Genomic DNA, 26091 nt, shown 5'->3' with positions numbered 1-26091 from the left:
ATCGAACACTGTATCAACGAGCGCTCGGGCGACCGAGGCTCCCGCAAAGTTTAGGAATTTGACAATGGCACTGACCAAAGAAGACATCATCAACGCCGTCGCCGACATGTCCGTGATGGAAGTCGCCGAGCTGGTTGAAGCGATGGAAGAGAAGTTCGGCGTGTCCGCTGCCGCTGCCGTCGTGGCTGGCCCGGCTGCCGCTGGCGAAGCTGCTGAAGAGCAGACCGAGTTCGACCTGGTGCTGACTGGCGCTGGCGAGAAGAAGGTCAACGTGATCAAGGTTGTTCGCGAGATCACCGGCCTCGGCCTGAAGGAAGCCAAGGGTGCCGTCGACGGCGCGCCGGCGACCATCAAGGAAGCGATGTCCAAGGACGACGCTGAAGCAGCAAAGAAGAAACTGGAAGAAGCCGGCGCGTCTGTGGAGCTCAAGTAATCCTTGTGCCCACGGCTTCACGCGCTGCGTAAGCTTCCACGGCTGGTGGCGGGACACCCGCTGCCGGCCTTTTTCTGTTGTTACTAGCCGGCCGCCATGTTGGCGTAGCCGCTAGCCGAATTCCGACGGCGAGCTCTCATACGGGGGCTTGCCGTCAGCGCCTGACGGTAGTGCTCTCGTCGGGTGGCGCCGACACGCATCGGTCACCCATGGTGAACAAGCTGGGGAATACAGATGGCTTACTCATACACTGAGAAAAAACGCATCCGCAAGGATTTCGGCAAACTGCCCCAAGTGATGGATGTGCCCTACCTGCTGGCCATCCAGCTTGATTCCTACTACGACTTCCTCCAGCAGGATCGGGCGCCGGAAGAACGCATGGAGATCGGCCTCAATGCCGCCTTCAAGTCGGTCTTCCCGATCGAGAGCTTCTCGGGCAATGCCGCGCTCGAATATGTCAGCTACCGTTTCGGCACCCCGGCCTTCGATGTCAAGGAGTGCCAGCTGCGCGGCGTCACCTACTCTGCACCGCTGCGCGTCAAGGTACGCCTGATCATCTACGATCGCGAGTCATCCAACAAGGCGATCAAGGATATCAAGGAGCAGGAAGTCTACATGGGGGAGATCCCCCTGATGACCGAGAACGGTACCTTCGTGGTCAACGGTACCGAGCGCGTCATCGTCTCCCAGCTGCACCGCTCCCCGGGCGTGTTCTTCGATCACGACAAGGGCAAGAGCCACTCATCCGGCAAGCTGCTCTACTCGGCTCGCGTGATTCCTTATCGCGGCTCCTGGCTCGACTTCGAGTTCGATCCCAAGGACAGCGTGTTCGTGCGCATCGACCGTCGCCGCAAGCTGCCGGCCTCGGTGCTGCTGCGCGCGCTGGGCATGAGCGCCGAAGAGATCCTCGAGCAGTTCTTCGAGACCAGCACCTTCCACATCGAGAAGTCCGGCTTCTCGGTGGATCTGGTGCCGTCACGCCTGCGCGGTGAGACCGCCACCTTCGACATCAAGGATGTCGACGGCAGCGTGATCGTCGAGGAAGGCCGCCGGGTGACCCAGAAGCATATCCGGCAGATGGAAAAGTCGGGCCTCGAGCGTCTCGAGGTGCCGATGGAGTACCTGTACGGCAAGACCCTGGCTCGCGATCAGGTCGACCCCAACAGCGGTGAGCTGATCTGCGAGTGCAACACCGAGATCACGCCGGAGCTGATGGAGAAGCTGGCCCAGGCCGGCATCACCAGCCTCGAGACGCTGTACACCAACGATCTCGACTGCGGTCCGTTCATCTCCGACACCCTGAAGCTCGATACCACCCGGTCGCAGCTCGAGGCGCTGGTCGAGATCTACCGCATGATGCGCCCCGGCGAGCCGCCCACCAAGGAGGCCGCTGAGACACTGTTCCGCAACCTGTTCTTCAGCGAAGACCGCTACGACCTGTCGGGCGTTGGCCGCATGAAGTTCAACCGTCGCCTGCGTCGCGAAGGCGACACTGGCTCCGGGGTGCTCGACAACCAGGACATCATCGATGTGCTCAGAGAGCTGATTGCGATCCGCAACGGCTTCGGCGACGTCGATGATATCGATCACCTGGGCAACCGTCGCATCCGCTGCGTGGGCGAGATGGCCGAGAACCAGTTCCGCGTTGGCCTGGTGCGCGTCGAGCGTGCGGTCAAGGAGCGTCTCTCCATGGCCGAGAGCGAAGGCCTGATGCCCCAGGACCTGATCAACGCCAAGCCCGTCGCCGCGGCGGTCAAGGAGTTCTTCGGTTCCAGCCAGCTGTCGCAGTTCATGGACCAGAACAACCCGCTCTCCGAGGTGACCCACAAGCGTCGCGTGTCGGCACTCGGCCCGGGCGGCCTGACCCGCGAGCGCGCCGGTTTCGAGGTGCGTGACGTTCACGCCACCCACTACGGTCGCCTGTGCCCGATCGAGACGCCGGAAGGCCCCAACATCGGCCTGATCAACTCGCTGGCCACCTACAGCCACACCAACAGCTACGGTTTCCTTGAGACACCGTACCGCAAGGTCGTGGATCGTCAGGTCACCGACGATGTGGTGCACCTCTCGGCGATCGAGGAGGGCGACTTCATCATCGCCCAGGCCTCGGCCACCGTCGACGAGTCGAACAAGCTGATCGACGACCTGGTGCAGGTCCGCCACCGCGGCGAGACCACCTTCATGGCGCCCGACAAGGTGACCCTGATGGACGTCTCGCCGCGCCAGGTGGTCTCGGTGGCCGCGGCGCTGATCCCGTTCCTCGAGCACGATGACGCCAACCGCGCCCTGATGGGGTCGAACATGCAGCGTCAGGCGGTACCGACCCTGCGTGCCGACAAGCCGCTGGTGGGGACCGGCATGGAGCGCTTCGTGGCCCGCGACTCCGGCGTTTGCGCCGTGGCCGGCCGCGGCGGTGTGATCGACTCGGTCGACGCCAAGCGCATCGTGGTGCGGGTCAACGAGGACGAGATCATCGGCGGCGAAGCCGGCGTCGATATCTACAACCTGACCAAGTACGTGCGTTCCAACCAGAACACCTGCATGAACCAGCGTCCCATCGTGCGCCCCGGCGACGAAGTGGCGCGCGGCGACATCCTCGCCGACGGCCCGTCCGTCGACATGGGTGATCTGGCCCTGGGCCAGAACATGCGCATCGCCTTCATGCCCTGGAACGGCTACAACTTCGAGGACTCGATCCTGGTCTCGGAGCGCGTGGTGCAGGAAGATCGCTTCACCACCATCCACATCCAGGAACTGACCTGCGTGTCTCGCGACACCAAGCTGGGCGCCGAGGAGATCACCTCGGACATTCCCAACGTGGGTGAGTCGGCCCTCGGCAAGCTCGACGAGGCCGGCGTGGTCTACATCGGTGCCGAAGTCGGCCCCGGCGACATCCTGGTCGGCAAGGTCACGCCCAAGGGCGAGACCCAGCTGACCCCGGAAGAGAAGCTGCTGCGCGCGATCTTCGGCGAGAAGGCCAGCGACGTGAAGGACACCTCGCTGCGCGCGCCGACCGGCATGCGCGGTACCGTGATCGACGTCCAGGTCTTCACCCGCGACGGTGTCGAGAAGGACTCACGGGCCCTCTCCATCGAGCAGATGCAGCTCGACGAAGTGCGCAAGGATCTTCAGGAGACCTACCGCATCGCCGAAGACGCCACCTTCGAGCGCCTCAAGCGCACCCTCGACGGCCAGGCCGTCAACGGTGGGCCCAAGCTCAAGAAGGGCGACGTGCTCAGCGACGAGTACCTCGAGGAGCTGCCGCGTCAGCAGTGGTTCAAGCTGCGTCTGCAGGACGAGTCGCTCAACGAGCTGCTGGCCCAGGCCGACGAACAGCTCGAGAATCGTCGCAAGGAGATGGACGAGCGTTTCGAGGACAAGAAGCGCAAGCTGACCCAGGGCGACGATCTGGCGCCGGGCGTGCTCAAGATCGTCAAGGTCTACATGGCGGTCAAGCGGCGTATCCAGCCGGGTGACAAGATGGCTGGGCGTCACGGTAACAAGGGCGTCATCTCGGCCATCATGCCGATCGAGGACATGCCCTTCGACGCCGGTGGCGAGCCGGTCGACGTGGTCCTCAACCCGCTCGGCGTGCCGTCGCGGATGAACGTCGGTCAGGTCCTCGAGACCCACCTCGGCATGGCCGCGCGTGGCCTGGGGATGAAGATCGAGCGCATGCTGCGCGAGGCTCGCGACCAGCAGGTCGGCGAGATCCGCGAGTTCCTCGGCAAGATCTACAACACCGCTGGTACCCGTCATGAGGACATCGATTCGCTGTCCGACGACGAGGTGATCGCCCTGGCCAAGAACCTGCAGGGCGGCGTGCCCATGGCGACCCCGGTCTTCGACGGCGCCAAGGAGCACGAGATCAAGCACCTGCTGACCCTTGCCGACCTGCCGGATTCCGGTCAGATGACGCTGTTCGACGGGCGTACCGGCGAATCCTTCGACCGGCCGGTGACGGTGGGCTACATGTACATGTTGAAGCTCAACCACCTGGTCGATGACAAGATGCACGCGCGTTCTACCGGCTCCTACTCGCTGGTCACCCAGCAGCCGCTGGGCGGCAAGGCGCAGTTCGGTGGTCAGCGCTTCGGCGAGATGGAGGTCTGGGCGCTGGAGGCGTACGGCGCAGCCTATACCCTCCAGGAGATGCTCACGGTCAAGTCCGACGACGTCGAAGGGCGGACCAAGATGTACAAGAGCATCGTCGACGGCGACCACACCATGCAGGCAGGCATGCCGGAGTCCTTCAATGTGCTGGTGAAGGAAATCCGCTCGCTGGGCATCGATATCGAGTTAGAGAGCTAGGAGCCCCCCAATGAAAGATTTGGTGAAAGTCCTCAAATCGCAGGCTCAGTCCGAAGAGTTTGACGCGATCAAGATCACGCTCGCGTCACCGGAAATGATCCGCTCCTGGTCCTACGGCGAAGTGAAGAAGCCCGAGACCATCAACTACCGCACCTTCAAGCCGGAGCGGGATGGCTTGTTCTGCGCCAAGATCTTCGGTCCGGTGAAGGACTACGAGTGCCTGTGCGGCAAGTACAAGCGCATGAAGCACCGCGGCATCATCTGCGAGAAGTGCGGCGTCGAGGTGACCAAGGCTGCGGTGCGCCGCGAGCGCATGGGCCATATCGAGCTGGCCAGCCCCGTCGCGCACATCTGGTTCCTCAAGTCGCTGCCGTCGCGCATCGGCATGTTCCTCGACATGACCCTGCGCGACATCGAGCGCGTGCTCTACTTCGAGAGCTTCGTGGTCATCGACCCGGGCATGACCACGCTGGAGCGCGGCCAGCTGCTCAACGACGAGCAGTACTTCGAGGCCCTCGAGGAGTTCGGTGACGACTTCGACGCCCGCATGGGCGCCGAAGCGGTCCAGGCGCTGCTCAAGGACATCGATCTGGCCGAGGAGATCGATCGGCTGCGCGAGGAGATTCCGCAGACCAACTCCGAAACCAAGATCAAGAAGCTGTCCAAGCGCCTCAAGCTGCTCGAGGCCTTCTACAAGTCCGGCAATGCGCCGGCGTGGATGGTCATGGAAGTGCTGCCGGTGCTGCCGCCGGACCTGCGTCCGCTGGTGCCGCTGGACGGCGGCCGCTTCGCGACCTCGGATCTCAACGATCTGTACCGCCGGGTGATCAACCGCAACAACCGTCTCAAGCGGCTGCTCGACCTCAATGCGCCGGACATCATCGTGCGCAACGAGAAGCGCATGCTGCAGGAGTCGGTGGACGCGCTGCTCGACAACGGCCGTCGCGGCCGGGCCATCACCGGGTCCAACAAGCGCCCGCTGAAGTCGCTGGCCGACATGATCAAGGGCAAGCAGGGGCGCTTCCGTCAGAACCTGCTGGGCAAGCGCGTCGACTACTCCGGCCGTTCGGTGATCACCGTGGGCCCGACCCTGCGCCTGCACCAGTGCGGCCTGCCCAAGAAGATGGCGCTGGAGCTGTTCAAGCCGTTCATCTACTCCAAGCTGCAGTCGCTGGGCTACGCCTCGACGATCAAGGCGGCCAAGAAGATGGTCGAGCGCGAGCTGCCCGAGGTGTGGGACATCCTCGCCGATGTCATCCGCGAGCACCCGGTGCTGCTCAACCGCGCGCCGACCCTGCACCGCCTCGGCATCCAGGCCTTCGAGCCGCTGCTGATCGAGGGCAAGGCGATCCAGCTGCACCCGCTGGTATGTGCCGCCTACAACGCCGACTTCGACGGTGACCAGATGGCGGTCCACGTACCGCTGACGCTGGAAGCCCAGCTCGAGGCGCGGGCGCTGATGATGGCCACCAACAACGTGCTGTCACCGGCCAACGGCGAGCCGATCATCGTACCGTCCCAGGACGTGGTGCTGGGTCTGTATTACATGACCCGCGAGAAGATCAACGCCAAGGGCGAGGGGATGGTCTTCTCCAACCTCAAAGAGGTCGAACGCGCCTACGGTACCCAGAGCGTCTCCATGCACGCTCGCGTCAAGGTGCGTCTGACCGAGTACCTGGCGGAGGAAGATGGCGGCGAGAAGATCGAACAGACCTCGATCTTCGATACCACCGTGGGCCGTGCCCTGCTGTTCCGTATTCTGCCCAAGGGGGCGCCTTTCGAGCTGGTCAACCAGCCGATGAAGAAGAAGGCGATCTCCAAGCTGATCAACGAGGTCTACCGCCGCGCCGGCCTCAAGGAAGCGGTGATCTTCGCCGACCAGCTGATGTACACCGGCTTCCGCATGGCGACCTGGTCGGGTGCCTCGATCGGCGTCAACGACTTCGTCATCCCCGAGTCCAAGAAGGGCATCGTCGATGCCGCCGAGGACGAGGTGAAGGAGATCGAGGACCAGTTCTCCTCGGGCCTGGTTACCGCCGGCGAGAAGTACAACAAGGTCATCGACATCTGGTCCAAGGCCAACGACAAGGTGGCCAAGGCGATGATGGCGGGGATCTCCAAGGAGACCGTGGTCGACCGCGACGGCAACGAGGTGGAGCAGGACTCGTTCAACAGCGTGTTCATCATGGCCGACTCCGGGGCGCGTGGTAGTGCCGCCCAGATCCGCCAGCTGGCGGGCATGCGTGGCCTGATGGCCAAGCCCGACGGCTCGATCATCGAGACCCCGATCACCGCCAACTTCCGTGAGGGTCTGAACGTACTGCAGTACTTCATCTCCACCCACGGCGCGCGTAAGGGCCTGGCGGATACGGCACTCAAGACCGCCAACTCCGGCTACCTGACCCGTCGCCTGGTCGACGTCGCCCAGGATCTGGTGATTACCGAGACCGACTGCGGCACCGAAGAGGGCCTGACCCTGCACCCGGTGATCGAGGGTGGCGACATCATCGTCTCCCTGGCGCAGCGTGTGCTGGGCCGTGTGGTGGCGCAGGACGTCATCGACCCGGCCACCGACGAAGTGTTGATTCCGCGCGGCACCCTGCTCGACGAGAAGTGGTGCGCCGACCTCGACACCATGGGTGTCGACGAGATCGTGGTGCGCTCGACCATCGCCTGTGAGACCGCTCACGGCGTCTGCTCGGCCTGTTACGGTCGCGACCTGGCGCGTGGCCATCAGGTCAATATCGGTGAGTCGGTGGGCGTCATCGCCGCCCAGTCGATCGGCGAGCCGGGCACCCAGCTGACCATGCGTACCTTCCACATCGGTGGTGCCGCCTCGCGGGCCTCGGCGGTGGACAGCGTGCAGGTCAAGCACGGTGGGCGCGTGCGCCTGCACAACATCAAGTCGGTAGAGCGCGCCGACGGCAAGCTGGTGGTGGTTTCACGCTCCAGCGCCCTGGCCGTCGCCGACGACCACGGCCGCGAGCGCGAGTACTACAAGCTGCCCTACGGCGCCGAGCTGTCGGTCAAGGACGGCGATGCCGTCGACGCCGGGCAGGCGGTGGCCAAGTGGGATCCGCACACCCACCCCATCGTTGCCGAGGTCGAGGGCAAGGTGCAGTACATCGACATGGACGAAGGCATCTCCATCCACCGCAGTGTGGACGAGATGACCGGCCTGTCGTCGATCGAGGTGATCGAGTCGGCGGCGCGTCCCGCCGCCGGCCGTGAAAAGCGCCCGATGATCATGCTGACCAACGATGCTGGCGAGCACGTGGCACTGCCGGGCTCCAACACGCCGGTGCAGTATCTGCTGCCGGGCAAGGCGATCATCTCGGCGGAGAACGGCGCCAAGGTTGGTATCGGTGAGGTAGTGGCGCGCATTCCGGTGGAGGCGTCCGGCAACAAGGACATCACCGGTGGTCTGCCCCGCGTGGCCGACCTGTTCGAAGCGCGCAAGCCGAAAGAGCCGGCGATCCTGGCCGAGATCAGCGGCGTGATCAGCTTCGGCAAGGAGACCAAGGGCAAGCGCCGCCTGGCGATTACCCCGGAATCCGGCGATCCGTTCGAGATGCTGATCCCCAAGTGGCGCCAGATTGCGGTGTTCGAGGGCGAGACCGTCGAGAAGGGCGAAGTGATCTCCGATGGTCCCAGCAACCCCCACGATATCCTGCGTCTGCTGGGTGTGGCGGAGCTGGCCAAGTACATCACCGCCGAAGTCCAGGAGGTCTACCGCCTGCAGGGCGTCGGCATCAACGACAAGCACATCGAAGTGATCGTGCGTCAGATGCTGCGCAAGATCGAGATCACCGATGCCGGTGACTCCAGCTTCATCACCGGCGATCAGGTCGAGCTGGTGCGGGTGCTGGAAGAGAACGCGCGGCTGGCGGCGGAGGACAAGTTCCCCGCCAAGTACGACCGCCTGCTGCTCGGCATCACCAAGGCCAGCCTGGCCACCGAGTCGTTCATCTCCGCGGCCTCCTTCCAGGAGACCACGCGGGTACTGACCGAAGCGGCGGTGACCGGCAAGCGCGACTACCTGCGCGGCCTCAAGGAAAACGTGGTGGTGGGACGCCTGATCCCGGCCGGTACCGGCCTCACCCACCACGCCGAGCGCAAGCGCAAGCGTGAAGACGCCGAGCTTACGCTCAGCCCGTCGGCCTTCGACGTCGAGCAGGAGTTGGGCGCTCAGCTCACCGCCCTCGATGCCGATGACGACGACATCTAGGCAGTGTCTTGCATTGCGGCGCCGGCAACGGCGCCGCACTGGTCGGGCCTAGGCTTGACGGGCATTGCAGCAAGACAGTAGAATGCGCAGCCTTTAATAGTGGGGTGGGTACGCCCGCACCCACAGGAAAGGCTAAGGCAATCATTGGAGTCAGCAACAGACCATGGCAACTATCAATCAGCTCGTGCGCAAGCCGCGCAAGCGTCCCGTCGCCAAGAGCGACGTGCCGGCGCTGCAGGCCTGCCCGCAAAAGCGCGGCGTTTGCACCCGCGTCTACACCACCACCCCGAAGAAGCCGAACTCGGCCCTGCGTAAGGTATGCCGCGTGCGCCTGACCAACGGCTTCGAAGTGTCGTCCTACATCGGCGGTGAAGGCCACAACCTCCAGGAGCACTCCGTGGTCCTGATTCGCGGTGGCCGCGTCAAGGATTTGCCCGGTGTGCGCTATCACACCGTGCGCGGCGCTCTCGACACCTCGGGTGTCCAGAACCGTAAGCAGGGCCGTTCCAAGTACGGCACCAAGCGTCCCAAGTCCTAACTCGGGACGTCACGACACACAGCATTGCAACGGTCAGATAAGAGTAAGGTCGAGCGGCCCGCTGGGCGTGTCTCGGGTTTACCTGAAGGACCCTTTACTGAGGGCTTATCATGCCTAGAAGAAGAGTAGCAGCGAAGCGCGAGATTCTGCCGGATCCCAAGTTCGGAAGTGAGCGCCTGGCTAAGTTCATGAACCACCTGATGATCAGCGGCAAGAAGTCTGTTGCTGAGAAGATCGTCTATGGTGCGCTGGATATCGTCATCGAGCGCAGCAAGGAAGAGCCGCTGGAGATTTTCGACAAGGCGCTGGAAACCATCCAGCCCATGGTCGAGGTCAAGTCTCGTCGGGTCGGTGGTGCAACCTACCAGGTGCCCGTGGAAGTTCGTCCCTCTCGCCGTCAGGCCCTGGCCATGCGCTGGCTGGTAGACGCCGCTCGCAACCGTGGTGAAAAGACCATGGTGCAGCGTCTCGCCGGCGAAATGCTGGATGCTGCCGAAGGCAAGGGTGCGGCAGTCAAGAAGCGCGAAGACGTGCACCGCATGGCAGAAGCCAACAAGGCCTTCTCCCACTACCGGTTCTAAGCACGGCGCGCTCGCCGACTTCCATACACGACGTGCTGCCCTGACGGGTAGCACGTGCAACCAATGGGGAATTCCATCGTGGCACGCAAGACTCCGCTCAAGCGTTACCGCAACATTGGTATCGTCGCCCACGTTGACGCCGGTAAGACAACTACCACCGAGCGTGTCCTGTTCTATACCGGCCTGTCGCACAAGGTTGGCGAGGTTCATGATGGCGCCGCCACCATGGACTGGATGGAGCAGGAGCAGGAGCGTGGTATCACCATCACCTCCGCAGCGACCACCTGCTTCTGGCAGGGCATGAACAAGCAGTTCGATGAGCACCGCATCAACATCATCGACACCCCGGGGCACGTCGACTTCACCATCGAAGTCGAGCGTTCGCTGCGCGTGCTCGACGGCGCGGTAGTGGTGCTGTGCGGCTCCTCCGGCGTGCAGCCGCAGACCGAGACCGTGTGGCGTCAGGCCAACAAGTATGAAGTGCCGCGCATGGTGTTCGTCAACAAGATGGACCGCGCCGGCGCCGACTTCTTCATGGTCGTCGACCAGCTCAAGGAGCGCCTCGGTGCCAATGCGGTGCCGATCCAGATCAACTGGGGCACCGAGGAAGACTTCAAGGGCGTCATCGACCTGCTGCAGATGAAGGCGATTCTGTGGAATGAAGAAGACCTGGGCATGAGCTATGACCTGGCCGACATCCCCGCCGAGCTGCAGGAAACCGCAGAGAAGTATCGCGAGGAGATGGTCGAGGCCGCTGCCGAAGGCTCCGAGGAGCTGATGGACAAGTACCTCGAGGGCGGCGAGCTGACCATCGAAGAGATCAAGGCCGGCCTGCGCGCGCGCACCCTGGCCAACGAGATCGTGCTGGTCACCTGCGGTTCGGCGTTCAAGAACAAGGGCGTCCAGGCCGTGCTCGACGGCGTCATCGAGTTCATGCCGTCACCCACCGAGGTCAAGGCCATCGAGGGTGAGCTGGACGACAAGGATGGCACCATCGCCACCCGCGAAGCTGACGACAGCGCGCCGTTCGCGGCCCTGGCGTTCAAGATTGCCACCGACCCGTTCGTCGGCACCCTGACCTTCATCCGCGTCTACTCGGGCGTGCTGAAGTCGGGCGACAGCATCTTCAACTCGGTCAAGAGCAAGAAGGAGCGCGTCGGCCGTATCGTGCAGATGCACTCCAACTCGCGCGAGGAGATCAAAGAGGTCTACGCCGGCGACATCGCCGCCTGTATCGGCCTCAAGGATGTCACTACCGGTGACACCCTGTGCGACCTGAACGACAAGATCGTGCTGGAGCGCATGGAGTTCCCGGATCCGGTGATCTCGGTGGCCGTCGAGCCGAAGTCCAAGGCCGACCAGGAGAAGATGGGCGTGGCACTGGGCAAGCTGGCCCAGGAGGATCCGTCGTTCCGCGTCAAGACCGACGAAGAGACCGGCCAGACCATCATCTCCGGCATGGGTGAGCTGCACCTCGACATCATCGTTGACCGCATGCGTCGCGAGTTCAAGGTCGAGGCCAACATCGGCAAGCCGCAGGTCGCCTACCGCGAAACCATTCGCGGCAGCGTCGAGCAGGAAGGCAAGTTCGTGCGCCAGTCCGGCGGTCGTGGCCAGTTCGGCCATGTCTGGCTGCGCATCGAGCCGTTTACCCAAGCGGAAAAGGAAGAGGACGAAGAAGTCCACTTCAAGTTCTCCTCCGAAATCGTCGGCGGCGTGGTTCCCAAGGAATACGTGCCCGCTGTCGAGAAAGGGGCCTACGAGCAGCTGCAAAACGGTGTCATCGCGGGCTACCCGATGATCGACGTCAAGGTCACGCTGTATGATGGCTCCTATCACGACGTGGACTCCAACGAGACCGCGTTCAAGATCGCCTCTTCCATGGCGATCAAAGAAGGTGCCAGAAAGGCCAAGGCCGTGCTGCTGGAGCCGATGATGAAGGTCGAAGTCGTGACCCCCGAGGAATTCATGGGTGACGTCATGGGCGACCTGAACCGTCGTCGCGGTCTGGTGCAGGGCATGGATGACTCGTCTTCGGGCAAGATCATCCGCGCAATGGTGCCGCTGGGCGAGATGTTCGGTTATGCGACCGACCTGCGCTCTCAGACCCAGGGCCGCGCAAGCTACTCCATGGAGTTTGCAAAGTACGACGAGGCGCCCTCCAGCGTCGTTGAAGCCGTCATCAACCAGAACGGTTAACCGTTAGCTAACGTAAAGAGGTTATAGCAGTGGCTAAGGAAAAATTTGAACGTTCCAAACCGCACGTCAACGTCGGCACCATCGGTCACGTCGACCACGGTAAGACCACACTGACTGCGGCCCTGACTCGCGTGTCTGCCGAGGTGTTCGGCGGCGAATGGCGCCAGTTCGACAGCATCGACAACGCTCCGGAAGAGCGTGAGCGCGGCATCACCATCGCCACCGCTCACGTCGAGTACCAGTCCGAAGAGCGCCACTACGCGCACGTCGACTGCCCGGGCCACGCCGACTACGTCAAGAACATGATCACCGGTGCTGCCCAGATGGACGGCGCTATCCTGGTCTGTTCCGCCGCCGACGGCCCCATGCCGCAGACCCGCGAGCACATCCTGCTGTCGCGTCAGGTCGGCGTGCCGTACATCGTCGTGTTCCTGAACAAGGCCGACATGGTCGACGACGAAGAGCTGCTCGAGCTGGTCGAGATGGAAGTGCGTGAACTCCTCTCCGAGTACGACTTCCCGGGTGACGACACCCCGATCATCATCGGCTCTGCGCTGATGGCGCTGAACGGTGAAGACGACAACGGCATGGGCACCACCGCCGTTGCCAACCTGATCAAGGCCCTGGACGAGTACATCCCGGAGCCGGAGCGTGCCATCGATCAGCCGTTCCTGATGCCGATCGAGGACGTGTTCTCCATCTCGGGTCGCGGCACCGTGGTTACCGGTCGTATCGAGCGCGGTATCGTCAAGGCTGGCGAAGAGATCGAGATCGTCGGTATCAAGGACACCACCAAGACTACCGTCACCGGTGTCGAGATGTTCCGCAAGCTGCTCGACGAAGGTCGTGCCGGTGAGAACGTCGGCGCCCTGCTGCGTGGCACCAAGCGTGACGACGTCGAGCGTGGCCAGGTACTGGCCAAGCCGGGCACCATCAACCCGCACACCGTCTTCGAAGCCGAAGTCTACGTGCTGTCCAAGGAGGAGGGTGGTCGTCACACGCCGTTCTTCAAGGGCTATCGTCCGCAGTTCTACTTCCGTACCACCGACGTGACCGGTACCTGTGAACTGCCGGAAGGTGTCGAGATGGTCATGCCGGGCGACAACGTCAAGATGGTTGTCACCCTGATCGCTCCGATCGCCATGGAAGACGGCCTGCGCTTCGCGATCCGCGAAGGCGGTCGTACCGTCGGCGCCGGTGTCGTCGCCAAGATCATCCAGTAAGCCTTAGGCTCACCCGATGATCGAAGGGGGCTCCTGCGGGGGCCCCCTTTCTGCGCATGTTTTCGCCAGAGTGTTTGACTCCGGCTGACACCATGCCTATAATGCGCATCCTTTGAATGCGTGGGTAGACGGCTCGCGCCGTCGACATCCATTGGAGTTTAGGGCTAATGCAGAACCAAAAGATTCGCATTCGGTTGAAAGCGTTCGACCATCGCCTGATCGACCAGTCCGCCGCGGAGATCGTAGAAACCGCCAAGCGTACCGGTGCTCAGGTTCGTGGTCCGATCCCGCTGCCGACCAATCGTGAGCGCTACACCATTCTGATCTCGCCACACGTCAACAAAGACGCGCGCGACCAGTATGAGATCCGCACTCACAAGCGTGTGCTCGACATTGTCGAACCCACAGAAAAGACCGTTGACGCACTGATGAAGCTCGACCTCGCCGCTGGCGTGGACGTGCAAATCAAACTCGACTGAGACCTCACTAGACACTTGCGGCCCAGCGCCCGGCATACAGATCGCCGAGCAGCAGCCGCCACGCCGAGATGGCGTCATACAACGTGCTAGTGGAATGCTCTGGAAAGGGCAGCCATAGCGGGTGATAGCCCCGTACACTATTAGGAGACTGAACATGACTATCGGTTTGGTCGGTAAGAAGGCGGGCATGACCCGTGTCTTCACCGAAGATGGCGCATCCGTGCCCGTAACCGTTATCGAGGTTGAGCCTAACCGCGTGACTCGCGTCAAGACCGTCGATGCCGACGGCTACAGCGCAGTCCAGGTTACAACCGGTTCCCGCAAGGCCAAGCACCTGACCAAGGCGCAAGCTGGACAGTTTGCCAAGGCAGGTACCGAGGCCGGTCGTTCACTGATGGAATTCCGTCTCGCCGAAGGCGACGAAGCTCCGGAAGTGGGTGGCGAACTCACCGTATCCCTCTTCGAAGCTGGTCAGATCATCGATGTGACCGGTACCTCCAAGGGCAAGGGCTTCCAAGGCGCCGTCAAGCGCTGGAACTTCCGCACCCAGGACAACACCCACGGTAACTCGCTGTCGCATCGCGCGCCGGGTTCCATCGGCATGTGCCAGACCCCGGGTCGCGTCTTCAAGGGCAAGAAGATGGCCGGTCAGATGGGCAATGTCCGCTGCACCGTGCAGAGCCTGGAAGTCGTCCGTGTCGACGCCGAACGCAACCTGCTGCTGATCAAGGGCGCTGTCCCTGGTGCGCCGGGTAGCGATGTCGTCGTGCGCTCTTCCGTCAAAGCTCGCTGAGGGGGTTGGAACCGATGAATTTGAATCTCGCAGGTGCCAGCGCCGGCACTGTCGAAGTGTCCGATGCGACCTTTGGCAAAGAATTCAACGAAGCACTGGTACACCAGGTCGTCACCGCCTATCTGGCCGGTGGTCGCCAGGGTAGCCGTGCCCAGAAGAACCGCTCTGACGTGCGCGGCGGCGGCAAGAAGCCGTGGCGCCAGAAGGGCACCGGTCGTGCCCGTGCCGGTACCATCCGCTCGCCGCTGTGGCGTAGCGGCGGTGTGACCTTTGCAGCGCGTCCCCAGGACCACTCGCAGAAGGTCAACCGCAAGATGTACCGTGCGGCGATGCGTTCGATCCTCTCCGAGCTGGTGCGTCAGGAGCGTCTGGTGGCGGTCGAAGAGATCACCGTCGACGCGCCCAAGACCAAGCAGCTGGTCGCCAAGCTCGGCGAACTGGGTCTGGAGAAGGTGCTGATCGTGACCGAAGAGGTCGACGAGAAGCTTTACCTGGCCGCCCGCAACATCCCCAACGTGGATGTCGTGGACGTTGCCGCTGCCGACCCGGTGAGCCTGGTCGCCTTCGACAAGGTGCTGGTCACCGTCTCTGCTCTGCGTAAATTCGAGGAGAAGCTGGCATGAACCAGGAACGTGTATTCAAGGTTCTGCTTGGTCCGCACATGACCGAGAAGGCCGCCTTCGCCGCTGAGCGCAATCAGTATGTGTTCAAGGTGGCGGATGATGCGACCAAGCCGGAAATCAAGAAAGCCGTCCAGGCTCTCTTCGGCAAGAAGGTCGATCGCGTGCAGGTCTTGAACATGAAGGGCAAGACCAAGCGCACCGCACATGGCATCGGCCAGCGCAAGGGTTACCGCAAGGCGTATGTGACCCTGGCCGCGGGCGAGACGCTCGAAGACTTCTCTGGCGCCGAATAAGGGCAGGAGTACGGATCATGGCAGTAGTCAAGACTAAACCCACTTCCGCCGGTCGTCGTCACGTCGTCAAGATTGTCAACGACGAGATCTACAAGGGCCGCGCTTACGCGCCGCTGCTTGAGAAGAAGTCCAAGTCCGGTGGACGTAACAATAACGGTCGCATCACCACCCGCCACGTGGGCGGTGGTCACCGTCAGCACTATCGTATGGTCGACTTCAAGCGCACCAAGGATGGCGTTCCCGCCGTCGTTGAGCGCATCGAGTATGACCCGAACCGCAGTGCCCACATTGCACTGCTCAAGTACCTGGACGGCGAGCGCCGCTACGTCATCGCGCCCAAGGGCGTGAAGGCTGGCGATACCCTCGAGTCCGGCGTCAACGCAGCCATAAAGCGGGGCAATACCCTGCCGCTGCGTAACATCCCGGTGGGCTCCACCGTGCACTGCATCGAGCTGAAGCCCGGCAAGGGCGCACAGATCGCACGCAGCGCCGGTACCAGCGCGCAGCTGGTCGCCCGCGAAGGCAACTATGCTTCGCTGCGTCTTCGCTCCGGCGAGATGCGCAAGGTCCTGGCCGAGTGCCGTGCGACCCTGGGTGAAGTGAGCAACTCCGAGCACAGCCTGCGTCAACTTGGCAAGGCCGGTGCGAAGCGCTGGAGAGGTGTGCGTCCGACTGTTCGCGGCGTGGCAATGAACCCGGTGGATCACCCGCACGGTGGCGGTGAAGGCCGCACCAGCGGTGGTCGTCACCCGGTCTCCCCGTGGGGTATCCCCACCAAGGGCCACAAGACCCGTAAGAACAAGCGCACCGACAAGCTTATCGTTCGTCGCCGCAAGGCCAAGTAACACACATTAAGGGGTAACGGCTGTGCCACGTTCACTGAAGAAAGGTCCTTTTATCGACCTTCATCTGCTGAAGAAGGTTGAGGCTGCAGTGGAGAAGAGCGACCGCAAACCGATCAAGACCTGGTCGCGTCGCTCCATGATCCTGCCGAACATGGTGGGCCTCACCATTGCAGTCCATAACGGTCGCCAACACGTCCCGGTGCATGTCTCCGAGGAAATGGTTGGCCACAAGCTGGGCGAATTCGCTGCCACCCGCACTTATCGCGGTCATGCGGCGGACAAGAAAGCCAAACGGTAAGCCAGAGAGGATTGAGAGATGGAAGTCACAGCTAAGCTGCGTGGCGCTCGTTTATCCGCCCAGAAGGCCCGTTTGGTGGCTGACCAGGTGCGCGGTAAACCGGTCGCCGAAGCTATTGACCTGCTGACCTTCTCACCGAAGAAGGCTGCCAAGCTGGTCAAGAAAGTGCTTCAGTCCGCCATCGCGAATGCGGAAGAAAACAACGGCATGGACATCGACGAGCTGCGTGTCTCGACCATCTGTGTCGATGAGGGCATGACGCTCAAGCGCATCCAGCCGCGCGCCAAAGGCCGTGCGGATCGTATCTTGAAGCGCACCTGCCACATCACCGTCAAGGTAGCCGAGAAGTAGGAGTCGACCAGATGGGTCAGAAAGTAAATCCGACAGGTATTCGGCTGGGTATCGTCAAAGACCATACCTCGGTGTGGTACGCCGAGCGCGGTGCCTATGCCGACAAGCTGAACAACGATCTCGAAGTGCGTCGCTTCCTCGAGGAGCGTCTGAAGAATGCGTCCGTGAGTCGCATCCACATCGAGCGTCCGGCCAACAACGCCCGTATCACCATTCACACTGCCCGTCCGGGCATCGTGATTGGCAAGAAGGGTGAAGACGTCGACAAGCTGCGTCGCGACGTCACCCAGATGATGGGTGTGCCGGTGCACGTCAACATCGAAGAGGTCCGCAAGCCGGAACTCGACGCCCAGCTCGTCGCGCAGAACATCGCCGGCCAGCTCGAGCGCCGTGTGATGTTCCGTCGCGCCATGAAGCGTTCCGTACAGAACGCCATGCGCCTCGGCGCAGGCGGCATCAAGGTGATGCTGTCCGGTCGTCTTGGCGGTGCGGAAATCGCACGTACCGAATGGTACCGCGAAGGCCGTGTGCCGCTGCATACCCTGCGTGCGGACATCGACTACGCCACCTACGAAGCCAAGACCACCTACGGCATCATCGGTGTCAAGGTCTGGGTCTTCAAGGGTGAAATCCTCGGGGGCATCGAAGAGGTTCGCGCCAAGGCTAAGCAGCCGACGAACGCGCCCTCCAAGAAGAAAGGTTCCAGGTAAGGGGAGAGCGAATCGATGTTACAACCCAAGCGTATGAAATTCCGCAAGATGCAGAAAGGCCGCAACCGTGGCCTGGCGCATCGCGGTAGCAAAGTGAGTTTCGGTGAGTATGGCCTCAAGGCCACGGGTCGCGGTCGCGTTACCGCCCGCCAGATCGAAGCGGGTCGTCGTGCCATCAGCCGTCACGTCAAGCGTGGTGGCAAGATCTGGATCCGTGTGTTCCCGGATAAGCCGATCTCCAAGAAGCCCCTGGAAGTCCGTATGGGTAAGGGGAAGGGCTCGGTCGAGTATTGGGTCGCTCAGATCCAGCCAGGCCGTGTCCTGTACGAGATCGAAGGCGTTTCTGAAGAGCTGGCGCGTGAGGCATTCAGCCTGGCCGCTCAGAAGTTTCCGGTCTCCACCACCTTTGTGAAACGGACGGTGATGTGATGAAAGCCCAGGAAATTCGTGAAAAGTCAGTAGAAGAGCTTAATGAGCAGCTCTTTGAACTCCTCCGCGAGCAGTTCAACCTGCGCATGCAGAAGGCCACCGGCCAACTGAGCCAGACTCATCTGCTCAAGCAGGTCCGTCGGGATATCGCCCGCGTCAAGACTGTGCTCAACGAGAAGGCAGGTGACTGAGATGGCCGAAGAAAAGAAAGCCCGTACGCTCACCGGCAAGGTGGTGAGCGACAAGATGGACAAGTCCATCGTCGTTATGATCGAGCGCCGCGAGCGTCACCCGATCTACGGTAAGTACATGAAGCGCTCCACCAAGCTGCACGCCCATGACGAGGCGAATCAGGCTAAGGACGGCGACACCGTTTCCATTCAGGAATCGCGTCCCCTGTCCAAGAAGAAAGCCTGGACGTTGGTCGAGGTGGTCGAGCAAGCCAAGGGCTAAGTTCGACAAGCGCCTTCGAAACCAGTGCAGTCAGATTAGGTTTGGAGAAAACCGATGATTCAGACTCAGACAATGCTGGATGTCGCCGACAACAGCGGAGCGCGCCGGGTGCAATGCATCAAGGTGCTGGGCGGTTCACACCGTCGCTACGCCCGAGTGGGTGACATCATTAAGGTAACGGTGAAAGAAGCCATCCCGCGGGGCAAGGTCAAAAAGGGCCAGGTTCTCAAGGCGGTGGTCGTTCGCACCCGCAGCGGCGTCCGTCGTCCCGACGGTTCGCTGATCCGCTTCGATGGAAATGCGGCGGTTCTGTTGAACAACACCAACGAGCAGCCGATCGGAACCCGTATTTTTGGGCCGGTCACTCGTGAACTTCGTAATGAAAAGTTCATGAAGATCATTTCCTTGGCGCCTGAAGTGCTGTAAGGAGCGAGGCGGATATGCAAAAGATCAAACGTGATGACGAAGTAATCGTCATCGCCGGCAAGGATAAGGGCAAGCGTGGCACCGTTAAGCGGGTTCTCGAAAACCGCTTCGTGGTGTCCGGTGTGAACATGATCAAGCGTCACACCAAGCCCAATCCCATGGCGGGCAATCAGGGCGGTATCGTCGAGCGCGAGGCTCCGATTCACGCGTCCAACGTAGCCATCTTCAATTCGGAGACCGGTAAGGCGGATCGCGTCGGCTTCCAGGTGAAGGAAGACGGTACCAAGGTACGTATCTACAAGTCGACGCAGACGCAGATCGACGCCTAACGCGAGTCGGGTAGCAAAATGGCGAACTTGAAAGAACGTTATCAGAACGAGGTGGTGGCTCAACTCAAAGAGCAGTTCAGCTACGCCAACGTTATGCAGGTACCCCGGATCACCAAGGTGACCCTCAATATGGGTATCGGCGAAGCGACCAGCGATAAAAAGCTGATCGAAAATGCCGTCGGTGACCTGGAGAAGCTCTCCGGTCAGAAGCCGATGGTCACCAAGGCACGCAAGTCCATCGCGGGCTTCAAGGTGCGTGAAGGCTGGCCCATTGGTATCAAGGTCACACTGCGCAGTGCGCGCATGTGGGACTTCCTGGACCGCCTGGTGAATATCGCGATCCCCCGCGTACGTGACTTCCGTGGTCTCAACCCGAAGTCCTTCGACGGTCGTGGCAACTACTCGATGGGGGTGCGTGAGCAGATCATCTTCCCGGAGATCGAATATGATAAGATCGACCGGATCCGTGGTCTGGACGTCACCATCACCACCACTGCCAACACCGATGAAGAAGGTCGTGCGCTGCTGAGCGCGCTGAACTTCCCGTTCAAGAAATAAGGGTGGGATCATGGCAAAGAAAAGCATGGTAGAGCGCGAACTCAAGCGTACCAAGATGGTCGAGAAGTACGCTGCCAAGCGGCGCGAGCTCAAGGCTATCATCAACGACGTGAACGCTTCCGACGAAGAGCGCTTCGACGCGCAGCTCAAGCTGCAGCAGCTGCCGCGCGACTCCAGCCCGGTGCGTCAGCGTAACCGCTGCCGGATCACTGGCCGTCCGCACGGCTTCTACAACAAGTTCGGCCTCGGCCGTAACAAGCTGCGTGAAGCCGCCATGCGTGGCGACGTCCCTGGACTCAAAAAGTCCAGCTGGTAACGGCCACGTAGAATCATCAGGAGCGCAACGTAATGAGCATGCAAGATACGCTGGCGGATATGTTTACTCGTATCCGCAATGCGCAAATGGCCACCAAGGAGACGGTCACCATGCCGTCCTCCAAGCTGAAGGTCGAGGTGGCCCGCGTATTGAAGGAAGAGGGCTACATTCACGACTTCGCCGTCGCTGAAGGTGCCAAGCCCGAGCTGACCGTGACCCTCAAGTACTTCGAGGGCAAGGCCGTCATCGAGCACATTCAGCGGGTGTCCAAGCCGTCCCTGCGCCAGTACAAGGGCAAGGCTTCACTGCCGAAAGTCGCCGATGGCCTGGGTATCGCGATCGTTTCCACCTCCAATGGCGTGATGACCGATCGTGCGGCCCGTCAGGCTGGTGTCGGTGGCGAAGTCATCTGCACCGTATTCTAGGAGTTTGGAATGTCCCGCGTAGCCAAATATCCGGTTAAATTGCCTAGCGGCGTCGAGGCTAAACTCGACGGCGACCAGCTGAGCGTCAAGGGCGCTCAAGGCACGTTGTCCATGAGCATTCATGGCGACGTGATCATCGGCCAGGAAGAGGGTCAGCTGACCTTCGTGCCGAGTGAGTCCGCCAAGAGCTGGGCAATGGCCGGCACTACCCGTGCACTGGTCCAGAACATGGTCACCGGTGTAAGCGAGGGCTTCACCAAGTCCCTCGAGATCAATGGCGTCGGCTATCGTGCCCAGGCAAGTGGCAAGACGCTCAACCTGACACTCGGCTTCTCCCACCCGGTCGAATACACGCTGCCGGAAGGTGTCTCTGCGGAAACCCCGAAGAACACCATCATCGTGCTGAAGAGCGCGAGCAAGCAGCAGCTCGGCCAGGTCGCCGCGGAAATCCGCGCCTTCCGTCCGCCCGAACCCTATAAGGGCAAGGGTATCCGGTACGGCGACGAGCAGGTCCGCCGCAAAGAAGCCAAGAAGAAGTAAGGCAGGGTTATGAACGCGAAGAAAGAATCTCGTCTCCGTCGTGCCCGCCGCGCTCGCGCCAAGATTCGCGAGCTGGGCGTGTTCCGCCTGTGCGTAAACCGTACCCCACGCCACATCTATGCGCAGATCATCTCGCCGGATGGTGGCAAGGTCCTGGCCAGCGCTTCGACGCTGGACAAGGCCCTGCGCGAGGGTGCGACAGGTAATTCGGACGCCGCCTCCAAGGTTGGCGCGCTGATTGCCGAACGCGCCAAGCAAGCGGGCATCACTCAGGTTGCCTTCGACCGGGCCGGTTTCAAGTACCACGGTCGAGTCAAGGCCCTGGCCGACGCCGCTCGTGAAGGCGGCCTGGAATTCTAAAGGGTTTTTACGATGGCGAAGAACGAACAGAACAACGGCGATCTGCAAGAGAAACTCGTGCAGGTCAACCGTGTCGCCAAGGTGGTCAAGGGTGGCCGTATCTTCGGTTTCACCGCACTGACCGTCGTTGGTGATGGCAATGGTCGTGTCGGCTTCGGCCGCGGCAAGGCGCGTGAAGTGCCGGTCGCGATCCAGAAAGCCATGGACCAGGCGCGCCGTAACATGATCAAGGTCAGCCTCAGCGGCCACACGCTGCAGTACCCGGTGAAGGCCCGTCACGGCGCCTCCAAGGTATTCATGCAGCCGGCCTCAGAGGGTACCGGGATCATCGCCGGTGGTGCCATGCGCTCCGTGCTCGAGCTGGCTGGCGTCCATGACGTCCTGGCCAAGTGCTACGGTTCCACCAACCCGGTGAACGTGGTGCGCGCGACCATCAATGGTCTCGCCTCCATGCAGTCTCCGGACGACATCGCCGCCAAGCGCGGCCTGTCTGTCGAAGCGATCTCGGGGTAAGACACCATGGCAGCAACACTCAAGGTTACCCAGACCCGCAGCACCATCGGCATTCTGCCCAAGCACAAGGCCACCATGAAGGGTCTCGGGCTGCGCAGGATCGGTCATGCGGTCGAACTGGAAGACACCCCCGCCGTACGCGGCATGATCCACAAGGTGAACTACCTTGTGCGCGTTGAGGGAGAGTAATCCATGAAACTCAATAGCCTGAGCCCGGCACCGGGCTCCAAGCACGCCGAGAAGCGCGTCGGTCGTGGCATTGGCTCCGGTCTGGGCAAGACCGGTGGCCGTGGCCACAAGGGCCAGAAGTCGCGCAGCGGTGGCTCGGTCAAGCCCGGTTTCGAGGGCGGTCAGATGCCGCTGCAGCGTCGTCTGCCCAAGTTCGGCTTCACTTCCATGAAGTCGCTGGTATCCGAGGAAGTGCGCCTGGCCGAGCTGGCCAAGGTCGCGGGTGGCGACGTCACCCTGCAGTCCCTCAAGGATGCCAACGTGCTCAAGGACGCCACGCAGCATGCGAAGGTGATCCTCTCCGGCGAACTGAACACGGCGGTTACCGTTCGCGGCATCAAGGTCACCAAGGGTGCCCGTGCTGCGATCGAAGCTGCCGGCGGCAAGGTAGAGGACTAAATGGCTAAGTCAGGAAAAATGCCGGCGATGGGCAGCGGTCTGGGTGAACTGTGGGCGCGTTTGCGCTTCGTGCTCCTCGCCATCGTGGTGTACCGGATCGGTGCCCACATCCCCGTGCCCGGTATCAATCCTGACCAGCTTGCTGCCTTGTTCAGGGAGCAGCAGGGCACCATCCTGGGCATGTTCAACATGTTCTCGGGTGGCGCCCTGGAGCGCATGAGTATCTTCGCCCTCGGCATCATGCCGTACATCTCGGCGTCGATCATCATGCAGCTGCTGACTGCGGTCTCGCCCCATCTTGAACAGCTCAAGAAGGAAGGCGAGGCCGGCCGCCGCAAGATCAGCCAGTACACGCGCTACGGTACGGTGGTGCTGGCCTTCATCCAGGCAGTCGGCATGTCCGTCGGCCTGGCCGGCCAGGGCATCGCCTACACTCCCGACTTCAGCTTCTATTTCACGGCAGTGACGACCTTTGTCGCCGGCGCCGTGTTCATGATGTGGCTGGGCGAGCAGATTACCGAGAAGGGCATCGGCAACGGCATTTCGCTGCTGATCTTCGCCGGGATCGTCGCAGGTCTGCCGGGTGCTGTGGGTCAGGCGTTCGAGCTGGCGCGCAACGAAGGCGCCTGGAACGTACTGCCGCTGCTGGCGCTGTCGGTACTGGGTATCGCCACCGTGGCGTTCGTGGTGTTCATCGAGCGCGGCCAACGCCGTATCACGGTGAACTATCCGCGCCGTCAGGTGGGAAACAAGATGTATGCCGGCCAGAGCAGCTATCTGCCGCTGAAGGTCAACATGGCGGGTGTCATCCCGGCCATCTTCGCGTCGAGCATACTGCTGTTCCCCGCCTCGCTGGGCCAGTGGGTCAGCGCCGGCGAGGGCATGGAGTGGCTGCAGACGGCGTCGTTGGCTCTCGGGCCGGGACAGCCACTGTATATCTTGCTTTTCGGCGCGGCGGTGATATTCTTCTGCTTCTTTTACACAGCGCTGGTCTTCAACCCCAAGGATGTCGCTGACAACCTCAAGAAGTCAGGGGCCTTCCTGCCGGGCATACGCCCTGGTGAGCAGACTGCTCGCTATGTCGACAAGGTCATGACCCGTCTGACCCTGTTCGGTGCCTTGTACATCACTGCGGTTTCCCTGATGCCCCAGTTCCTGATCGTGGCGTGGAACGTGCCGTTCTTCTTCGGCGGTACCTCGCTTCTGATCGTGGTCGTGGTCATCATGGACTTCATGGCCCAGGTGCAGTCGCATCTCATGTCGCACCAGTATGAGTCGGTGATGAAGAAGTCCAACCTGAAAGGCTACGGTAGCGGCGGCATCATGCGCTGAGGCGCGCCGTTGCGATTTGGAGAGAACGATGAAAGTTCGAGCTTCCGTAAAGAAAATGTGCCGTAACTGCAAGATCATTCGACGCAATGGCGCCGTGCGCGTCATCTGCATCGAACCGCGGCACAAGCAGCGCCAGGGTTGATTCCTGGTCTGTGATTCAACCGGGTGCCGGCATGCCCCTTGCCCTCTGGTAGGGAAAGGGGTATGCTGTTGCGCCTTTTGTAGATGATTAATCGAGCAAGCCGCTCAGAAAACGCCGACTGAATCGGCGAGCGGAGTGAAGCGCTAGGCGCACGGCGCGCAGGAACCAGAGCCTATTGGTATAGGCGAGGATTTCGAGCACCGCGCAACGCAGCGATTCGCCCGCGCAGCCATTCAAGCGGTTTTTCGCAAACTTCGGAGTAAGCTGATGGCCCGTATTGCAGGCGTCAATATCCCGGACAACAAGCATGCGGCGATCTCGCTGACCTATATCTTCGGGATTGGCCGCACTCGTGCACAGGAAGTCTGTGCTGCTGCCGGTATTGCGCCGACCACCAAGATCCAGGAACTGTCCAACGAAGAGCTGGACACCCTGCGTTCTGAAGTCGGCAAGTACACCGTAGAAGGTGACCTTCGTCGTGATGTGACGCTGAATATCAAGCGTCTCATGGACTTGGGTTGCTACCGTGGTCTGCGTCATCGTCGTGGTCTTCCGCTGCGTGGTCAGCGTACCAAGACCAATGCGCGTACCCGCAAGGGCCCGCGCAAGCCGATCCGCAAATAACACGCATGTTCTGGCGTTAAGACAGGAAGAAACATCAACATGGCTAACCCGCGTAGTAACCGTAAAAAGGTGAAAAAGCAGGTAGTGGATGCGGTTGCCCACATCCATGCCTCTTTTAACAACACGATCGTGACGATCACAGACCGCCAGGGCAACGCTCTGTCATGGGCGACTGCCGGTGGTTCGGGTTTTCGTGGTTCTCGCAAGAGCACCCCGTTCGCTGCTCAAGTGGCAAGCGAACGTGCAGCGACTGCTGCAGCCGAGTATGGTGTGAAAAACGTCGACGTGCTGGTCAAGGGCCCCGGTCCAGGCCGTGAATCCGCCGTGCGCGCGCTCAACGCCGCCGGTTTCCGCGTGCAAAGCATCACCGACGCGACGCCCGTTCCCCACAACGGCTGCCGTCCGCCGAAGAAACGCCGCGTTTAAGGAGACAGATTCATGGCTCGTTACATTGGACCGAAGTGCAAACTGTCTCGTCGTGAGGGTACCGACCTCTTTCTGAAGAGCGGTGTCACTCCCTTCGAGAAAAAGTGCAAATCCGAGCAGATCCCGGGTGTGCACGGCCAGCGCCGTCAGCGTCTTTCCGACTACGGCTTGCAGCTTCGTGAGAAGCAGAAAGTGCGTCGTATGTATGGCGTACTCGAAAAGCAGTTCCGCAACTACTACAAGGAAGCGGCCCGCATCAAGGGCGCGACCGGTGAAGTGTTGCTGCAGCTGCTCGAATCCCGACTGGACAATGTCGTCTACCGCATGGGCTTCGGCTCGACTCGCTCTGAAGCGCGTCAGCTGGTCAGCCACAAGGCGATCGTCGTCAATGGCAAGACCGTCAACGTGGCGTCCTACAAGGTCAAGCCGGGTGACGTGGTGTCCGTTCGTGAGAAGGCCAAGAACCAGGCTCGCATCCAGTCGGCACTGGCGATCTCCGCCAACCGCGGCGATGTGGCATGGATCGACGTCGACTCCAAGAAGATGGAAGGCACTTTCAAGGCCCTGCCTGAACGTGGCGACTTGTCTGCCGACATCAACGAAAACCTGATCGTCGAGCTGTACTCGAAGTAATCACCCGACGGGTGATGCCGGGCCCGCAAGGGCCCGGTGCAGAGTACCGAGTA

The 26091-nt window shown here is 61.6% G+C and carries 33 protein-coding genes; all 33 read left to right on the top strand.

All coding sequences use genetic code 11. The features are described from left to right. Positions 1 to 64: 64 nt before the first annotated feature. Positions 65 to 433 (top strand): 50S ribosomal protein L7/L12, encoded by a 369-nt coding sequence (gene rplL / locus QC821_RS18360; protein WP_076749624.1) that lies wholly within the window; start codon positions 65 to 67, stop codon positions 431 to 433. Positions 434 to 667: 234 nt separating this feature from the next. Continuing rightward, complete coding sequence (gene rpoB, locus QC821_RS18355; RefSeq protein WP_309724452.1) at positions 668 to 4744, top strand: DNA-directed RNA polymerase subunit beta; 4077 nt, start codon at positions 668 to 670, stop codon at positions 4742 to 4744. Positions 4745 to 4754: 10 nt separating this feature from the next. Then, entirely contained in the window at positions 4755 to 8972 is a 4218-nt protein-coding gene (rpoC, locus tag QC821_RS18350; RefSeq protein ID WP_309724450.1) for a DNA-directed RNA polymerase subunit beta', read from the top strand. 163 nt (positions 8973 to 9135) lie between these two features. Beyond that, on the top strand, positions 9136 to 9510 hold the full coding sequence (gene rpsL / locus QC821_RS18345; RefSeq protein WP_095623214.1) for a 30S ribosomal protein S12: 375 nt from the start codon (positions 9136 to 9138) through the stop codon (positions 9508 to 9510). Positions 9511 to 9620: 110 nt separating this feature from the next. Beyond that, positions 9621 to 10091 (top strand): 30S ribosomal protein S7, encoded by a 471-nt coding sequence (gene rpsG / locus QC821_RS18340; RefSeq protein ID WP_076749619.1) that lies wholly within the window; start codon positions 9621 to 9623, stop codon positions 10089 to 10091. Positions 10092 to 10169: 78 nt separating this feature from the next. Beyond that, positions 10170 to 12290 (top strand): elongation factor G, encoded by a 2121-nt coding sequence (fusA, locus tag QC821_RS18335; protein ID WP_309724447.1) that lies wholly within the window; start codon positions 10170 to 10172, stop codon positions 12288 to 12290. 29 nt (positions 12291 to 12319) lie between these two features. Continuing rightward, positions 12320 to 13513, top strand: coding sequence for an elongation factor Tu (gene tuf, locus QC821_RS18330; protein WP_163501189.1), 1194 nt, complete (start codon positions 12320 to 12322; stop codon positions 13511 to 13513). Positions 13514 to 13680: 167 nt separating this feature from the next. Further along, positions 13681 to 13992 (top strand): 30S ribosomal protein S10, encoded by a 312-nt coding sequence (gene rpsJ / locus QC821_RS18325; RefSeq protein ID WP_016419080.1) that lies wholly within the window; start codon positions 13681 to 13683, stop codon positions 13990 to 13992. A 154-nt stretch (positions 13993 to 14146) separates the two neighbouring features. Then, a complete protein-coding gene (gene rplC, locus QC821_RS18320) occupies positions 14147 to 14785 on the top strand; it encodes a 50S ribosomal protein L3 (protein ID WP_163501188.1) in 639 nt (212 codons plus the stop codon). A 14-nt stretch (positions 14786 to 14799) separates the two neighbouring features. Then, the gene (gene rplD / locus QC821_RS18315; protein WP_095623211.1) at positions 14800 to 15408 is read left to right on the top strand and encodes a 50S ribosomal protein L4; all 609 of its coding nucleotides are present in this window, start codon (positions 14800 to 14802) and stop codon (positions 15406 to 15408) included. Beyond that, entirely contained in the window at positions 15405 to 15701 is a 297-nt protein-coding gene (rplW, locus tag QC821_RS18310; RefSeq protein WP_076749611.1) for a 50S ribosomal protein L23, read from the top strand. Before rplD ends, rplW begins: the two co-directional genes overlap by 4 nt. Before the next feature lie 17 nt (positions 15702 to 15718). After that, positions 15719 to 16546, top strand: coding sequence for a 50S ribosomal protein L2 (rplB, locus tag QC821_RS18305; RefSeq protein ID WP_095623210.1), 828 nt, complete (start codon positions 15719 to 15721; stop codon positions 16544 to 16546). A 22-nt stretch (positions 16547 to 16568) separates the two neighbouring features. Next, positions 16569 to 16844, top strand: a complete 276-nt coding sequence (gene rpsS, locus QC821_RS18300; RefSeq protein WP_008959165.1) for a 30S ribosomal protein S19 — start codon at positions 16569 to 16571, stop codon at positions 16842 to 16844. A gap of 18 nt (positions 16845 to 16862) precedes the next feature. Further along, positions 16863 to 17195: a 50S ribosomal protein L22 gene (rplV, locus tag QC821_RS18295; protein ID WP_076749609.1), complete on the top strand. Its 333-nt coding sequence runs from the start codon at positions 16863 to 16865 to the stop codon at positions 17193 to 17195. An 11-nt stretch (positions 17196 to 17206) separates the two neighbouring features. After that, positions 17207 to 17905 (top strand): 30S ribosomal protein S3, encoded by a 699-nt coding sequence (gene rpsC, locus QC821_RS18290; RefSeq protein ID WP_076749607.1) that lies wholly within the window; start codon positions 17207 to 17209, stop codon positions 17903 to 17905. Positions 17906 to 17920: 15 nt separating this feature from the next. Next, complete coding sequence (gene rplP / locus QC821_RS18285; RefSeq protein ID WP_076749606.1) at positions 17921 to 18334, top strand: 50S ribosomal protein L16; 414 nt, start codon at positions 17921 to 17923, stop codon at positions 18332 to 18334. Further along, positions 18334 to 18525 carry a 50S ribosomal protein L29 gene (rpmC, locus tag QC821_RS18280; RefSeq protein WP_076749605.1) on the top strand — a complete coding sequence of 64 codons (192 nt, stop codon included), beginning with the start codon at positions 18334 to 18336 and terminating at the stop codon, positions 18523 to 18525. The genes rplP and rpmC overlap by 1 nt, the downstream gene beginning before the upstream one ends. A 1-nt stretch (position 18526) precedes the next feature. Then, positions 18527 to 18787, top strand: a complete 261-nt coding sequence (gene rpsQ / locus QC821_RS18275) for a 30S ribosomal protein S17 (RefSeq protein WP_076749603.1) — start codon at positions 18527 to 18529, stop codon at positions 18785 to 18787. A 54-nt stretch (positions 18788 to 18841) separates the two neighbouring features. Then, on the top strand, positions 18842 to 19213 hold the full coding sequence (gene rplN / locus QC821_RS18270) for a 50S ribosomal protein L14 (RefSeq protein ID WP_008959163.1): 372 nt from the start codon (positions 18842 to 18844) through the stop codon (positions 19211 to 19213). A gap of 14 nt (positions 19214 to 19227) precedes the next feature. Continuing rightward, on the top strand, positions 19228 to 19542 hold the full coding sequence (gene rplX, locus QC821_RS18265; RefSeq protein WP_009723895.1) for a 50S ribosomal protein L24: 315 nt from the start codon (positions 19228 to 19230) through the stop codon (positions 19540 to 19542). An 18-nt stretch (positions 19543 to 19560) separates the two neighbouring features. Beyond that, on the top strand, positions 19561 to 20100 hold the full coding sequence (rplE, locus tag QC821_RS18260; RefSeq protein WP_076749600.1) for a 50S ribosomal protein L5: 540 nt from the start codon (positions 19561 to 19563) through the stop codon (positions 20098 to 20100). Between the two features lie 10 nt (positions 20101 to 20110). After that, on the top strand, positions 20111 to 20416 hold the full coding sequence (gene rpsN / locus QC821_RS18255; protein WP_095623208.1) for a 30S ribosomal protein S14: 306 nt from the start codon (positions 20111 to 20113) through the stop codon (positions 20414 to 20416). A 32-nt stretch (positions 20417 to 20448) separates the two neighbouring features. After that, positions 20449 to 20841 carry a 30S ribosomal protein S8 gene (gene rpsH, locus QC821_RS18250; protein ID WP_163501186.1) on the top strand — a complete coding sequence of 131 codons (393 nt, stop codon included), beginning with the start codon at positions 20449 to 20451 and terminating at the stop codon, positions 20839 to 20841. 9 nt (positions 20842 to 20850) lie between these two features. Continuing rightward, positions 20851 to 21381 (top strand): 50S ribosomal protein L6, encoded by a 531-nt coding sequence (rplF, locus tag QC821_RS18245; RefSeq protein ID WP_309724434.1) that lies wholly within the window; start codon positions 20851 to 20853, stop codon positions 21379 to 21381. A gap of 9 nt (positions 21382 to 21390) precedes the next feature. Next, positions 21391 to 21741: a 50S ribosomal protein L18 gene (rplR, locus tag QC821_RS18240; RefSeq protein WP_095623205.1), complete on the top strand. Its 351-nt coding sequence runs from the start codon at positions 21391 to 21393 to the stop codon at positions 21739 to 21741. Positions 21742 to 21753: 12 nt separating this feature from the next. Further along, positions 21754 to 22254 carry a 30S ribosomal protein S5 gene (rpsE, locus tag QC821_RS18235; RefSeq protein ID WP_095623204.1) on the top strand — a complete coding sequence of 167 codons (501 nt, stop codon included), beginning with the start codon at positions 21754 to 21756 and terminating at the stop codon, positions 22252 to 22254. Between the two features lie 6 nt (positions 22255 to 22260). Continuing rightward, complete coding sequence (gene rpmD, locus QC821_RS18230) at positions 22261 to 22443, top strand: 50S ribosomal protein L30 (protein ID WP_095623203.1); 183 nt, start codon at positions 22261 to 22263, stop codon at positions 22441 to 22443. 3 nt (positions 22444 to 22446) lie between these two features. After that, the gene (gene rplO / locus QC821_RS18225; RefSeq protein ID WP_095623202.1) at positions 22447 to 22881 is read left to right on the top strand and encodes a 50S ribosomal protein L15; all 435 of its coding nucleotides are present in this window, start codon (positions 22447 to 22449) and stop codon (positions 22879 to 22881) included. Next, a complete protein-coding gene (secY, locus tag QC821_RS18220) occupies positions 22882 to 24213 on the top strand; it encodes a preprotein translocase subunit SecY (protein WP_309724430.1) in 1332 nt (443 codons plus the stop codon). A gap of 28 nt (positions 24214 to 24241) precedes the next feature. Next, positions 24242 to 24355: a 50S ribosomal protein L36 gene (rpmJ, locus tag QC821_RS18215; RefSeq protein WP_009099023.1), complete on the top strand. Its 114-nt coding sequence runs from the start codon at positions 24242 to 24244 to the stop codon at positions 24353 to 24355. 267 nt (positions 24356 to 24622) lie between these two features. Next, the gene (rpsM, locus tag QC821_RS18210) at positions 24623 to 24979 is read left to right on the top strand and encodes a 30S ribosomal protein S13 (RefSeq protein WP_095623200.1); all 357 of its coding nucleotides are present in this window, start codon (positions 24623 to 24625) and stop codon (positions 24977 to 24979) included. 39 nt (positions 24980 to 25018) lie between these two features. After that, entirely contained in the window at positions 25019 to 25405 is a 387-nt protein-coding gene (rpsK, locus tag QC821_RS18205) for a 30S ribosomal protein S11 (protein WP_011505752.1), read from the top strand. 12 nt (positions 25406 to 25417) lie between these two features. Beyond that, positions 25418 to 26038, top strand: a complete 621-nt coding sequence (gene rpsD, locus QC821_RS18200) for a 30S ribosomal protein S4 (protein ID WP_095623199.1) — start codon at positions 25418 to 25420, stop codon at positions 26036 to 26038. Positions 26039 to 26091: the final 53 nt, after the last annotated feature.

This window comes from Franzmannia qiaohouensis (assembly GCF_031451695.1).
Taxonomy (GTDB): domain Bacteria; phylum Pseudomonadota; class Gammaproteobacteria; order Pseudomonadales; family Halomonadaceae; genus Franzmannia; species Franzmannia qiaohouensis.
This window is presented reverse-complemented; position numbering and strand designations above follow the sequence as displayed.